Origin of the sequence: Streptomyces sp. NPDC001980 (genome assembly GCF_040296885.1) — a bacterium.
Lineage (GTDB): Bacteria > Actinomycetota > Actinomycetes > Streptomycetales > Streptomycetaceae > Streptomyces.
The window spans coordinates 21,035-33,376 of the sequence record NZ_JBEOYD010000071.1 but is presented as its reverse complement, the minus strand read 5'-3'; the positions used below and the strand labels follow the sequence as shown (position 1 = coordinate 33,376).

12 protein-coding genes are annotated in these 12,342 nt (G+C 69.7%); 8 read left to right on the top strand and 4 right to left on the bottom strand.

Annotated elements, in window-relative coordinates; all coding sequences use genetic code 11:
- Positions 1 to 159: 159 nt before the first annotated feature.
- Positions 160 to 930 (bottom strand): methyltransferase domain-containing protein, encoded by a 771-nt coding sequence (locus ABT137_RS48600; RefSeq protein WP_351719964.1) that lies wholly within the window; start codon positions 928 to 930, stop codon positions 160 to 162.
- A gap of 28 nt (positions 931 to 958) precedes the next feature.
- Here ABT137_RS48600 and ABT137_RS48595 point away from each other — a divergent pair, with 28 nt between their 5' ends.
- Complete coding sequence (locus ABT137_RS48595) at positions 959 to 1,420, top strand: MerR family transcriptional regulator (protein WP_351719963.1); 462 nt, start codon at positions 959 to 961, stop codon at positions 1,418 to 1,420.
- A 257-nt stretch (positions 1,421 to 1,677) separates the two neighbouring features.
- Here ABT137_RS48595 and fdxA read toward each other — a convergent pair whose 3' ends face one another.
- Complete coding sequence (gene fdxA / locus ABT137_RS48590) at positions 1,678 to 1,989, bottom strand: ferredoxin (RefSeq protein WP_351719962.1); 312 nt, start codon at positions 1,987 to 1,989, stop codon at positions 1,678 to 1,680.
- A gap of 135 nt (positions 1,990 to 2,124) precedes the next feature.
- Positions 2,125 to 2,610, bottom strand: coding sequence for a MarR family winged helix-turn-helix transcriptional regulator (locus ABT137_RS48585; protein WP_351719960.1), 486 nt, complete (start codon positions 2,608 to 2,610; stop codon positions 2,125 to 2,127).
- Between the two features lie 167 nt (positions 2,611 to 2,777).
- Between ABT137_RS48585 and ABT137_RS48580 the strand changes: the two genes are divergently transcribed.
- A complete protein-coding gene (locus ABT137_RS48580) occupies positions 2,778 to 3,446 on the top strand; it encodes an NAD(P)-dependent oxidoreductase (RefSeq protein ID WP_351719957.1) in 669 nt (222 codons plus the stop codon).
- Positions 3,447 to 3,847: 401 nt separating this feature from the next.
- The gene (locus ABT137_RS48575; RefSeq protein ID WP_502984713.1) at positions 3,848 to 4,138 is read left to right on the top strand and encodes an ATP-binding protein; all 291 of its coding nucleotides are present in this window, start codon (positions 3,848 to 3,850) and stop codon (positions 4,136 to 4,138) included.
- Positions 4,139 to 4,181: 43 nt separating this feature from the next.
- On the opposite strand, the gene ABT137_RS48570 is transcribed toward ABT137_RS48575, so the two are convergent.
- Positions 4,182 to 6,005, bottom strand: a complete 1,824-nt coding sequence (locus ABT137_RS48570; protein ID WP_351719955.1) for an RICIN domain-containing protein — start codon at positions 6,003 to 6,005, stop codon at positions 4,182 to 4,184.
- Positions 6,006 to 6,328: 323 nt separating this feature from the next.
- On the opposite strand from ABT137_RS48570, the gene ABT137_RS48565 reads away from it, so the two are divergent.
- The 5 genes from ABT137_RS48565 to ABT137_RS48545 all read left to right on the top strand — a co-directional run bounded on the left by ABT137_RS48565 (position 6,329) and on the right by ABT137_RS48545 (position 12,309).
- On the top strand, positions 6,329 to 7,351 hold the full coding sequence (locus ABT137_RS48565; RefSeq protein ID WP_351719953.1) for a LacI family DNA-binding transcriptional regulator: 1,023 nt from the start codon (positions 6,329 to 6,331) through the stop codon (positions 7,349 to 7,351).
- 124 nt (positions 7,352 to 7,475) lie between these two features.
- Complete coding sequence (locus ABT137_RS48560; protein ID WP_351719951.1) at positions 7,476 to 8,717, top strand: sugar ABC transporter substrate-binding protein; 1,242 nt, start codon at positions 7,476 to 7,478, stop codon at positions 8,715 to 8,717.
- A 10-nt stretch (positions 8,718 to 8,727) separates the two neighbouring features.
- Complete coding sequence (locus ABT137_RS48555) at positions 8,728 to 9,705, top strand: carbohydrate ABC transporter permease (RefSeq protein ID WP_351719949.1); 978 nt, start codon at positions 8,728 to 8,730, stop codon at positions 9,703 to 9,705.
- Positions 9,705 to 10,517, top strand: a complete 813-nt coding sequence (locus ABT137_RS48550; RefSeq protein ID WP_502984712.1) for a carbohydrate ABC transporter permease — start codon at positions 9,705 to 9,707, stop codon at positions 10,515 to 10,517. Before ABT137_RS48555 ends, ABT137_RS48550 begins: the two co-directional genes overlap by 1 nt.
- A gap of 40 nt (positions 10,518 to 10,557) precedes the next feature.
- A complete protein-coding gene (locus tag ABT137_RS48545; protein ID WP_351719944.1) occupies positions 10,558 to 12,309 on the top strand; it encodes an amylo-alpha-1,6-glucosidase in 1,752 nt (583 codons plus the stop codon).
- Positions 12,310 to 12,342: the final 33 nt, after the last annotated feature.

Genomic DNA, 12,342 nt, shown 5'->3' with positions numbered 1-12,342 from the left:
CTGTTCTAAAAGAATTAAATTGTTTTGTTCAATCATCTTTGCCACAGCTTCAAAGTGAGCTTGATTCTCAAGAACCGGGCAGTACGTGCCCGGCACACCCGCCCGCGGCGGCATCAGCCGAGGATCAGCACCGGCGCGACCACTCAGATCGGACAGCACTCAGGCGGAGGCGGAGGCCACGAAAAACGGAATGGCGATGAGCATGCGGCCGGTCTCGGCACGTCGGCGCTGTTCGGCGAGCCACCCGTCGACCCGGTCACGGCCGACGGCGCCGTCGGCGCAGGCCGGCTCGGCGATCCTCGCGAGCAGCGACAGCAGCGCGGGGTCGGTGAACACGCTGGTGTGCACCTCGACCGCGACGTCGTCGAAGCCGTCGGCCAGGAGCAGGCTGCGGTACTGGCGGCCGGCGCGGGGCGTGCCCAGGAGGTCGGCGCGGGCGTGCACGATCGTGCGGGTGAGCGCCGCGTCGTCCGAGTCGATCATGATGGCGTCCCAGTCCTGACCGACCAGGACGATCCTGCCGCCCGGACGGAGGACCCGTCGTGCCTCCGCCACCGCGCGCCCCGGCTCCCGAAGCAAGTGGAAGACCTTGTCGGCGCGGTAGCCGCGCACGCTTCCGTCGGCGAACGGCAGATCCTCCGCCGCCGCCTCCCGGAACTCGGCCTCCGTCCACCGCTCCCGGGCCGCGGCCAGCATCCTCGGGCTGGGGTCCACGCCCACCGCGTGGACGCCGCGTCCGGTCAGTTCGGCGACGGCTCGTCCGGCGCCGCAGCCGACGTCCACGACGGTCGAGCCCGGGACGAGAGACAGCAGTTCGTAGCTGCGGGCCCGCAGTCGAGTGGCGTCCGGCATCTGGTCCGCAGCGTCGAGGACGGCCAGCAGGGCTTCGGTGTCGCGGTGTTCTGCCACCGCTTCCTGATCCTTGGACATGGACATCAGGCTGCGACTTAATGTCGGCATGAAGTCAAGCGAAGGCGGCGACGCCGGCACGTTGAGCATCGGTGCGCTCGCGGCACGGTTCGGTCTGGCCACGCACGTGCTGCGGCACTGGGAGGCGATGGGCCTGCTGCACCCGGGCCGGGACGCAGGCGGGAGTCGCCGCTACGGCGCGGACGACCTCACCCGCGTGGCGACGGTCCTCATCCTGAAGGAGGCCGGCCTGGGTCTGAACACCATCAGGAGCTTGTCCACAACCGCCGACCGTGCCACCCGGCACGAGATCCTGCGTCCCGCGGCCGAGGAGCTCCGGTCGAGGATCGCGGCGGCCCAGGCCTCGTTGGAGCTCATCGAGGGCGGCCTGAACTGCGAGTACGAGGACGTCACTCAGTGCCCGAACTACCGCCGGCTCATCGCCGAGCGGGTCCGCCCTCGACGTCCGGCCGGAGAGCCGGTGATCGAGGCCGCGGCACCGACCTCGTGAGACGGCACACCCAGGGGGGCACGTCAACGTATCTGTTGCGGATTCAAGGGATCCGGCTACGGACGGGACCTGTCGATCTACGCGCCGGACGACTACTCGCGCACCGAGCACGTCATGCACAACCACGGCGGCTGAACCCTCGTTTCGGGCGTCTGGAAGAGCAACGTTCGCTCCAGGCTCCCGACTTGACCCTTATAGAAGAACATGGCGCAGAACCGACTGGCTCGTTCTTTCGCGGGAGCGGCCGCGGTCAGGTGTCACGCCCGGGGGGGAGAGAGAGCGGTGACCATCCGGGCGTCGGCGGGCAGCCGACCCGCCAGGGAGGCGCCGCCGGGAGCTCCGATCGCGGCAAAGACGGTCGCGTCGGCGTTGGTGAAGTCGCTCCATTCCGCAGGCACATCGTCCTCGTAGAAGGTCGCCTCGACCGGGCAGATCGGCTCGCACGAACCGCAGTCGACGCATTCGTCCGGCTGGATGTAGGGCATCCGCCCGCCCTCGTATATGCAGTCGACGGGGCACTCCTCGATGCAGGCCTTGTCCTTGACGTCGACGCACGGCTGGGCGATCACATAGCGGGCCGCAGCCCACGATGATCACCGTTCGCCTCGGGGGGGGAAACGCCTGAGGGGGAGGCGCTGTCCAAGGTGCTGTCAAGGGTGGTTTGTCGTGTGCCGGAGTGGCGGTACCGAGGGCGTGGAAGGGCGTCAGCTCCCCGTGTTGCGCCGGCGGGTCGCCGGTCCGCGCGGGACGGTGCGCAGGTGGTCGCGGATGCGCGTCAGCACGTCCGCCATCGCCGCGACGTCCTCCTCCTTCAGCGGGCCGAAGAGTTCCTTCGCGACGAGGCCGATGTGACCGGGCAGGACCCTCTCCAGCACCTCCCGGCCCGCCTCGGTGATCGTCACCGTCACCGAGCGTTCGTCATCGGGCGAGGGGGCGCGGGCGATCAGGCCGGCCTGTTCGAGTCGGTCGGCCTGATAGGTCAGTCCGCTGCGGCTGTACACGACCCCGTCGGCGAGATCCGTCATGCGCAGGCTCGGGCCGGGTGCCTCGGCGAGCTGGGCCAGGACGCGGAACTGGATGTAGCTGAGGTCTCCGTCGCGGCGCAGCTGCTGTTCGACCAGCTGTTGCAGCAGGGCCCCGGCCTCCATGAGGGCGAAGTACGCCGCGACGTGTTGGGGTGTCGGCTCCACGGTCACCGTCCTTGCTTCGAGTTCGAAGTATGCTACCGTCCGGCATGAACTTCGAATTCGAAGCACTCTGGATCATTGCTTCGAATTCGAAGTAAATGGGGCGCTGTGTAAGCCCCGGACGCCCTCCGGATGCCCTCCCCGCAGCCGGGAATCAGAGGAGAAGAACGATGAAGATCGTCGTACTGGGTGCCACCGGCAACATCGGCTCACACGTCGTGAAGGAGGCACTGTTCCAGGGACACGAGGTCGTGGCCTACGTCCGCAACCCCGACGCGGTGCCGCCGCAGACCGGACTGACCGTTGTGCAGGGTTCCCTGGACGACCGGTCCGCGATGGCGAAGGCCTTCGCCGGCAGCGACGCCGCGATCTCGGCCATCGGAGTCGCCCTGCGCGCGAAGAAGCCCATCGACCTCATGCAGCGCACCCTGCCGGTGATAACCGCCGCGATCCAGGACGCAGGCGTCGAACGGTTCGTGCTCGTCTCCGCGTTCGGTGTCGGCGACACCGCGGCGAAGGCGTCGTTCCCGGGGCGGCTGGTCTATCGCACGGTCGTCGCCGCGATCTTCAAGGACAAGGAACTGTCGGAGGAGACTCTGCCGGAGAGCGGCCTGAACTGGACGATCGTTCATCCGGTCAACCTGAAGGAAGCCCCTGCCGTGGCCATCGCCACCGTCAAGTCCCTCGACCGGGTCGCCAAGGTCCCCGGTCTGCCCACCCTCCCCTTCGCGAACGTCGCGCGCGCCCTCGTCGAGATCGCCGCTGACGACGGTCTCGCCGGGCAGCGGGTATTGGTCACGACCGAGAAGGGGTGGAAGCCGCAGGGGCACGGGGTCTGAGCGGGACGGCCGTGGAGACGCCGGGTGCGGCCGCCTTCGCGAGGACGACGGCGGGCGGCCACTTCTCGTCCGGATACGCCGGGTCCGGAGACGGTGGGAGAGGGGGCCGCGAGGCTCCGGGCCGCGACGAGTTCGGTGGCGGCGCGTCCGCCCCGGCCGGCTGAGGCACACGGGCTTCCATGGTGCCCGTGCTGTGCGACGAGGGCGGCCGGGGCCGGCGCCCGGATCACCGGCGGTGCGCCCGGCGCGGACGTCGAGGTGGGGCTCCTCTGCCCGAGCTCGCCCGGCTCCGTCCATGCCACGAACCGTTGGCGCGCCGAGCACGCCCGAATCGGCCTGACGATCAACGCCGTAGGCGCGATGCACGCCGCGAAGCGGAGCACCCAGGACGGATTCGCGCTGTGATCCGTACCAGCAACCGGGGCGGCTTCGCCCGCATGGCCCGGGTGTCCGCTTCTGGCCCCATCCAGCTGCGGTTGATCCTCCAGCCGACCCTGACCTGCGAGGTTTCCGACACCAGCAGCACCGCTCCGCGTCGGCGCCGTGCCCGTACCTTCGACGAAGGCGGCCGGAGCCTCATGCCCGTCGCCCGGCTCACCGAGCGCTGGAGTACCCGGTACAGCCGCGAAGGCACGGTCATCTGGGCGGTACAGGCGCTCACCTCGGACGACGGCGAGCGGCGCCGGCCCTGACGGCGCCGCCCGCCGGTGCCGGAGAGCAGGGGGCCGGACGGGGTCAGCTCTTGCCCTGGAGCCGCCAGATCTGGTTCTTCTTGGTGGCGAGGGCACTCGCGGCATCGCACGTCCACTGGTGGACCAGGGCCCGCGGCTGGGTGGAGACGCCGGAGACGTCCACGCACTTGCCGCTGTGCACGGCGACCAGCTGGTAGTCCTGGCTGTTGCCGAGCGCGGTGACAGGACTCAGCGTGAACTGCTGGTTGGTCGAGCTGCCGCAGGTGTACTGGATGACGGCGGCGCCGTCGGCCGTGGACGCGCCGGAGACGTCCAGGCACTTACCGCTGGTCTCGTTGACGATCGTGTAGGTATTCGTCTTGCCGTCGACCGGCTTGAGGTCGAGCATCTGCTGGTAGCCGCCCTCGCAGTCGTACTGCTGGTACTGGGTGCCGTTGGCGGTGCTCAGGTTGGTGTCGTCCAGGCACAGCCCGCTGTTCTCGCTGACGGCGACCGTGGAGACGGTGGTGTCGGAGGGCGGCAGCAGGGTGACGGTGTAGCCGTCCTTGGCGTCGGACCAGGGGATGCTCACCGAGGCGGTGTTGCCGCTGACCGCCAGGGTGGTGTCGGAGACCGTCTCCGGGCCGGTCACCGCGGCCCCGCTGTTGTACGGGATGCGCTGGACGACGGCCCGGACCTGGCTGTTCTCCACCACCGACGTGGTGTTCAGACCGGTGAGGCCGACGGTGACCGTGCCGGTGTTGCCGCTGCTGCCGAGCAGGATCCTGGCGTTCTTCGCGGTGTTGTCCTTGGTGGCGAGGCCGTCGATCCCCGTGCCGGGGACGAGGTTGACGATGTTGCCGGTCTGGGAGCCGTAGTAGCGGTACATGAACCACTCGCCGAGCGGCAGGTACTGGCCCGCGCTGTTCTTGGTGAGCAGGTTGGCCTCGTCGTCGTGCAGGCCGGTTCCGGAGGCCCAGTTGCCGCGCAGGCCGTCGGCGCCGGCCCGCTCCAGACGGCCGATGAACCAGGCGCCGCCGCCGGGCGACTGCATGGACAGGGTGGCGTACTCGTTGATCTGGTACGGACGGGTATTCGTCAGCCCCGCCGCGGCGAGGGTGGAGTTGGCGCGGCCGACGTCGGTGACCGGGTCGCCCGGCTCGTCGTGCCAGCTGTAGATGTCGGGGGCGACGTTGTTCGCCTTGACGTAGGCCAGATACGTCGTCCACCAGCTGTTGGCGGAGTTCGGCTGGCCCGCGATGCTGGGACCGACGATCAGCTGGTCGGGGAACGCGGTCCGTACCTTGGCGTAGAACCGGGACCACATCTGCAGGTACTGGGTCTGTGACGCCCCCCAGAATCCGCTGCCGTCGGGTTCGTTCCACAGGTCCCACTGGACGGTCATGCCGTTGGCCCTGACGTCGCTGATGAGCTGGGTGACGAAGGCGTCGAACTGCGTCCAGTCGCCGTTGTCGCCGGGCCAGCCCTGGCTGGTGGTGCCGTCGGCGCCCCACAGGTCGTGCGGCAGCAGGACGAAGGTGCCACCGAGGGCGGCGGTCCGCTTGTACTGGGCGAGGGTGGACGCCCAGCGGGTCTGGTAGTCGGCCAGGCTGGTGGCGTACCCGCCGCTGTTGAGCTGGGCGCCGCCGGCCCGCATGAAGTGCCACTTGATGTCGGTGAAGAAGTGGTCCTGGGGCAGCGAACCGTCCGGGGTCATCCCGTAGATCATGCCGGAGGCGTGGTAGGTGGGGGCTCCTCCGGCGGTGGCGAAGTCGACCGTGACGCCGGTGTTGGCGGCGTGCGAGGCGGTGGCGGGCAACATGCTCGCCGCCAGGGCTGTCAGCAGGACGGCGATCCTGGACAGCGGGTGCGAGGGACGCAGGGGCATGGGCGGCTCTCCCAGATGGTCGGGGACGTGGAGCGTGGCGAACCGGTTCGATGACCCGGGGTCGTATGCGTCCTGCTTCGACGGGGGAAACGGGGGTGCGGAGTGTGATCTCATCGCGCCTTGTCGAACCGGTTCGGCGGAAGCTAGCACTGCCGGAAACGGCCCAGCAATACCCGTGACGTGGATTGAGGCGCGGTCGTCGGCAATCTCCCGGAAATGCGCGCAGGGCATTGACACCCGCTCCGACACGCTCCTACCTTCCCATCACGCGAACCGGTTCGACAGCCGGGTCGCCCCGTGCACCGGTTCGACGAAGGAGTGCCGTGAACATCGGTGAGATCGCCCGGCGGGCCGGTGTCTCGCGGAGTACCGTCTCGTACGCGCTGAGCGGCAAGCGTCCGGTGTCGGACGACACCCGGCAGAAGATCCAGCGGGTCATCGACGAACTGGGCTACCGCCCGAACGCGAGCGCCCGTGCCCTGGCCAACGGCCGGACCAGCACGCTCGGTCTGGTCTTCCCGCCGGCCGGCAGCCACTACACCGGCATGCAGCTGGACTTCATCGGCAGTGTGGTGGAGGCCGCGGCCGCCCACGACTACGACGTGCTGCTCTCTCCCAGCGGCGCGGACAGCGACCGCTCCTTCCAGCGGCTGCTGGCCGAGCGGCGGGTCGACGGCGCGATCCTGATGGAGATCCGGCTGGCGGACGACCGCATCGACCACCTCGTCGCCGAGGACTTCCCGGCCGTCTGCATCGGCCGGACCGCACAGCCGGACGGCGACTGGTGGGTGGGGCTCGACCACACGGCGCTGGTGGCCGCCTGCGTCCACCACCTGGCAGACCTGGGGCATCGCAGGATCGCCCTGGTGAACCGGCCCGAGCGCATGCTGCGCGCCGGGTACGAGTCGGCGCACCGGGGCCTGGAGGGCTTCACCAAGGCAGCGGCGGAGCGCGGTCTCACCGTACGGACGTACTGCTGCGGCGACGACGCTCCTTCCGGTGAGGAGTGTGTCGAGCGGATCCTGCACGACGACCCGGCCACCACGGCACTGGTCACCCTCAACGAGGCGGCGCTGGGCGGCGTCTACCGCGGGCTGGCCGTGGCGGGCCGCCATGTGCCGCGCGACTTCTCCGTCACCGGGGTGGTCGCCGCCCGCTGGGCCGAGACGGTGACCCCGCAGCTCACGGCGGCGGACGTACCGGCCGAGCGGATGGGACGCCTCGCTGTCGACCTGCTCGTCGAGCGCCTCGACCGTCCCGAAGCGGCACCACGCCACCACCTGCTCGCCCCGCCGATCTCCCTGCGCGCGAGCACCGGCCCCGCCCATGCCCACCCCGACGTCTGACACTCACGCCCTCTCCTTCCTCCCCCCACGTCCACAGCTCCGCTTCGTCACCGGCCGTTCCCGGCCGGACGCTTCCCGACCCGCAGCTTCGGCATGCCCTTGCCGAAAACACGAAGGACGCACCATGAACGGACCCGCAGGACGGCGGCTCACCGCCGCGACCCTGACCGTCGTCGCCCTCGCCACCGGCATCACCGCCTGTTCGTCCGGCGGGAGTTCGTCCGCGAAGGGCGCGGACAGCGGCACGTACACCGTCTGGGACCCCTACCCGCAGTTCGCCGGCGACTCGGCCTGGGCGAAGCTGCTCGACAGCTGCGGCGGCAAGGCCGGCGTGAAGATCAAGCGAACCGCGTTCGACACCAGCGACCTGGCGAACAAGGAACTCCTGGCGGCGCAGCAGAACAACTCGCCCGATGTCCTCATCGTCGACAATCCCGTGGTCTCCACGCTGGCGGAGGCGGGAGTCCTCACCACGACCGCGGACAACAAGGTGGACACCTCCAAGGCCGACGCCAACCTGCTCGCGGCCGGACAGTCGGGCGGCAAGACCTACGGCACTCCCGTCGGCGCCAACACCCTCGCCCTCTACTACAACAAGGACGTCCTGAAGAAGGCCGGGGTCGACATCGCCTCGGTCAAGGACTGGCCTTCCCTCACAGCGGCGCTGGCCAAGGTCAAGAAGGCGGGCGAGAAGGGCATCACCTTCTCCGCGATCGGCACGGAGGAGGGCAGCTTCCAGTTCCTGCCGTGGTTCTGGGGCGCGGGCGCGCAGCTCACCCGGCTCGACTCCGGCCAGGGCGTGTCGGCGCTGTCCCTGTGGAAGGGCTGGCTCAAGGACGGCTACGCCCCCAATTCGGTCCTCAACAACACCCAGACCACCAGCTGGCAGGAGTTCGCCACCGGCGACTACGCCTTCGCCGAGAACGGCACCTGGCAGCTCGCCAACGCCGAGAAGGCCGGCTTCGACTACGGCGTCGTGCCCATACCCGGCGCCACCGGCGGCACCGCCCCGGCCCCGACCGGTGGTGAGTTCGTCACGGTCCCCGTCCAGAGCGACACCGGCCGCTACGCCACCGCACGCAAGCTGGTCACCTGCCTGACCAGCGACGCCAACCTCTACGCGACCGACACCACGCTGTCCTATGTGGCCCCGACCAGTGCGGTGCAGGACAAGCAGGTGGCGGCGAACGACAAGCTGAAGCCGTGGGCGGCGGCGGTCAAGGCGGCCAAGGGCCGCACCAGCGACGACCTCGGCACCAAGTACCCCAAGATCTCCGAGCAGTTGTGGAAGGCGGTCCAGTCGGCGCTGAGCGGGGCCAGGTCCCCCAAGGACGCTCTCGCCGCGGCGCAGACGGCGGTCAAGTGACGTGAGCCCGATGAAACAGAGCACGCACCCGCCGGACCGGCGGCCCGTGCCCGGCCGGGCCGGCCCCGCTCCGGCCCCGGTCCGCACCCCGCCCCGGCGCCGCCGTCCCGCCTCCCCGCAGTGGGCGGCCTGGGCCTTCCTCGCCCCGGTCACCCTCTACCTCGGCCTCTTCTACGCCTATCCGCTCTACCGCAACCTCGACCTGAGCCTGCGCCACTACACCGTCCGCTCCTTCGTCCAGGGCGACGCGCCCTTCGCGGGTCTCGCCAACTACCGTGCCGTACTCGACGACCCCACCTTCGCCCCGGCCCTGACCCACACCGTGGTCTTCACCGCCGTGTGCCTGTTCTTCCAGTACGCGATCGGTCTGGCCCTCGCGGTCTTCTTCAACCAGCACTTCCGGCTGTCGGCGACCCTGCGGGCGCTGTTCCTCGTGCCGTGGCTGCTGCCCCTGATCGTGTCGGCGTCCACCTGGTCGTGGATGCTCAACAGCGACTCCGGCATCGTCAACGCCGCCCTGAACGCCGTCGGTGTCGACTCGGTGAACTGGCTGACCTCGCCGTCGTGGTCACTGGCCTCGGTGATCATCGCCAACATCTGGATCGGCATCCCGTTCAACCTGGTCGTGCTCCACAGCGGCCTGCAGTCCGTCCCGGCCAGCCTGTACGAGGCGGCCGCCCTCGACGGCGCGAACGCCTGGCGGCGCTTCTGGCACATCACCTTCCCGCTGCTGCGCCCGGTGTCGGCCGTCACCCTGTTGCTGGGCCTCGTCTACACGCTCAAGGTCTTCGACATCATCTGGATCATGACCAAGGGCGGCCCGGCCGACTCGTCCACCACCTTCGCCACCTGGTCCTACCAGCTCGGCTTCGGCAACCTGCTGCCCGCCTTCGGCCCGGGAGCGGCCGTCGGCAACCTGCTCGTCGCCGCCGCCCTGGTCTTCGGCCTGGCATATCTGAGGGTCCAGCGGAAGCAGGCTCTGTCATGATGCGCCGGACCTCATGGAAGACCGCCGTGGGCGTCCTGCTCACCGCGATCATGCTCTTCCCGGTCTACTGGATGCTCAACGCGTCCTTCACCCGCGACCAGGACCTGCGCAAGAGCCCGCCCGGCCTCTTCCCCGTCCACGGCACACTGCAGGGCTACCGGGCCGTCCTGGACGACCAGTTGCCCTACCTCGGCACCAGCCTTGTCATCGGACTCGGCACGGTCGTCGTCACGGTGGCCCTCGCCGCCCCCGCCGGCTATGCCCTGGCCAAACTGCGTCCGCGCGGCGGCGGCGTGCTCGGCTTCCTCTTCCTGGCAGCCCAGATGATCCCCGGCATCATCATGGCGATGGGCTTCTACGCCGTCTACCTCAACCTCGGCCTGCTCCAGTCCGTGCCCGGACTGATCGTCGCGGACTCCACGCTGGCCGTCCCCTTCGCCGTACTGATCTTCACCGCGTTCATGTCCGGCATCCCGGGTGAACTGCTGCAGGCCGCGACGACGGACGGCGCCGGACCCGCCCGCACCTTCTGGTCGATCGTGCTGCCCATGAGCCGCAACGCCGTCGTCACCGTCTCGCTGTTCGCGTTCCTGTGGTCCTGGTCCGACTTCGTCTTCGCCAGCACCCTCGACGGCGGCGGCGCCCACGAGCCGATCACCCTCGGCATCTACCACTACATCGGCAACAACAACCAGCAGTGGAACGCCATCATGGCGACCGCCGTAGTGGCCTCGCTGCCCGCGACGGTGATCCTCGTCCTCGCCCAGCGCTATGTCGCCGCCGGCGTCGCCTCCGGCGCCCTGAAGGACTGACCGGCCCCGCCGTTCCAGCTGAAGAAACGAGTACCACTTGATGACCGCCGTCCGATCCGGCCCGGCCTTCTCCCTTCACGACGTCCCGTTCAGCACGCACGGCTCCTGGTTCGGCATCTCACCCGTACTGGGAGAGAACAAGCGCGCCGACGACCTCCACCTCGTGTCCCACCAGAACGGCATGCACGCCGTCCTGCGCCTCGTCCCGCTGGACACGGAGACCGGCGGCCGGGCCGACTGCCGTGTCGTGAGCACACCGAGTCTGCTCCGGTGGGAACATGCGCGCGGGAGCATCGACTGTGCCTACGAGGCCCCGGAGACCATCCGGATCAGGGGCCGGGGAATCGGCCTGCGCATCAGCGCGGCCGCGGCGGCCCTGACCCCCTTCACGGGCACGTACCTCTACCGCGACCCGGTGGACGGGGCGTACGTGTTCACCTCGTACGAGACCGGCCGCCGTTACCGCGTCACCCCGCTGTCCGGCACGGTGACCGAAGCCTCCGGAACCCAGACGCTCGGCACCGCCGACCGGGGACTCGCCGTGTCCGCCCACGCGCCCGGCGGAACGTGGGAGATCGCGGTCGACGAACTCGACAGCGCACGCCGCCCCTACCTCCTCTCGGCGGCCTTCGACGACGTCGAGGAACGGGCCCGGCAGGCCTTTGCCGCCTTCGTGGACGCGATCGCACCGTGGCGTTCCGCCGAGACACCGGCCGCCGAACTCGCCGCCTACGTCCTGTGGTCGGCGACCGTCGGCTCGGCGGGCCTCGTCACCCGGCCCGCCGTACTCATGTCCAAGCACTGGATGGACAAGGTCTGGAGCTGGGACCACTGCTTCAACGCCCTTGCGCTGGCGCCCGGATCACCGGAGCTGGCCTGGAGCCAGTTCGCCCTGCCCTTCGACCACCAGGACGAGAGCGGCGCTCTGCCCGACTCGGTCACCCACTCCGAGGTCCTCTACAACTTCGTCAAACCCCCCATCCACGGCTGGACACTGTCCCACCTGCGCAGGCGACTCCCAAAGCCGCTCGACCTAGCCGAACTGGGCGTCGCCTACGACCGGGTGAGCCGATGGACGGACTTCTGGCTGGCCCGCCGCAGGGTGCCGGGTGCCCTTCTGCCCCACTACCAGCACGGCAACGACAGCGGCTGGGACAACGCCACGACCTTCGACCCCGAACGCGTGGTCGTCACCGCCGACCTGGCGGTCTTCCTGATCCTCCAACTGCGCGAACTCGCCGCTCTGGCCACGGAACTCGGCCGGCACGACGATGCCCGCGGCTGGACGCGCACCGCGGAGGAGACCCGGGTGGCGCTGCTCGACGAGCTGTGGACGGGCGAGCGGTTCGTGGCGCGCGGGGTCGACAGCGGCGCCACCTGGAGCAGCTCCAGTCTGCTCGACCTGATGCCCATCGCGCTGGGCGAGCACCTGCCCGAGGACGTGGCCAAGAGCCTGGCCGACCGGATCGAGGCCCATCTGACCCCCCACGGCCTGGCCACGGAGCTGCCCACCTCGTCGCACTACCGCCCGGACGGCTACTGGCGCGGCCCGATCTGGGCGCCGGCCACCGTTTTGATCGAGGACGGCCTGCGCCGCAGCGGTCACCGGCGCCTGGCCGACGAGATCAGCGTCCGATTCCGGCGTCTGTGCGAAACCCATGGCTTCGCCGAGAACTTCGACGCCCTCACCGGCGCGGGCCTGCGCGATCGCGCCTACACCTGGACCGCCGCCGGCTATCTCCTGCTCGCCGAAGCCCACGCACTGCGTGCATCCGGTCCCTCGGGCCGCTGAGCGGAGAGCCGGGCCGCTCCGTCTCCGGAACGG

What these genes read in the sequence shown, in the direction of transcription:
- ABT137_RS48560 (WP_351719951.1), top strand. Translation starts at nt 7,476, where the DNA reads ATGAACGGACCCGCAGGACGGCGGCTCACCGCCGCGACCCTGACCGTC.
- ABT137_RS48595 (WP_351719963.1), top strand. Translation starts at nt 959, where the DNA reads ATGAAGTCAAGCGAAGGCGGCGACGCCGGCACGTTGAGCATCGGTGCG.
- ABT137_RS48570 (WP_351719955.1), bottom strand. Translation starts at nt 6,005, where the DNA reads ATGCCCCTGCGTCCCTCGCACCCGCTGTCCAGGATCGCCGTCCTGCTG.
- ABT137_RS48580 (WP_351719957.1), top strand. Translation starts at nt 2,778, where the DNA reads ATGAAGATCGTCGTACTGGGTGCCACCGGCAACATCGGCTCACACGTC.
- ABT137_RS48555 (WP_351719949.1), top strand. Translation starts at nt 8,728, where the DNA reads ATGAAACAGAGCACGCACCCGCCGGACCGGCGGCCCGTGCCCGGCCGG.
- ABT137_RS48550 (WP_502984712.1), top strand. Translation starts at nt 9,705, where the DNA reads ATGCGCCGGACCTCATGGAAGACCGCCGTGGGCGTCCTGCTCACCGCG.
- ABT137_RS48545 (WP_351719944.1), top strand. Translation starts at nt 10,558, where the DNA reads ATGACCGCCGTCCGATCCGGCCCGGCCTTCTCCCTTCACGACGTCCCG.
- ABT137_RS48600 (WP_351719964.1), bottom strand. Translation starts at nt 930, where the DNA reads ATGTCCAAGGATCAGGAAGCGGTGGCAGAACACCGCGACACCGAAGCC.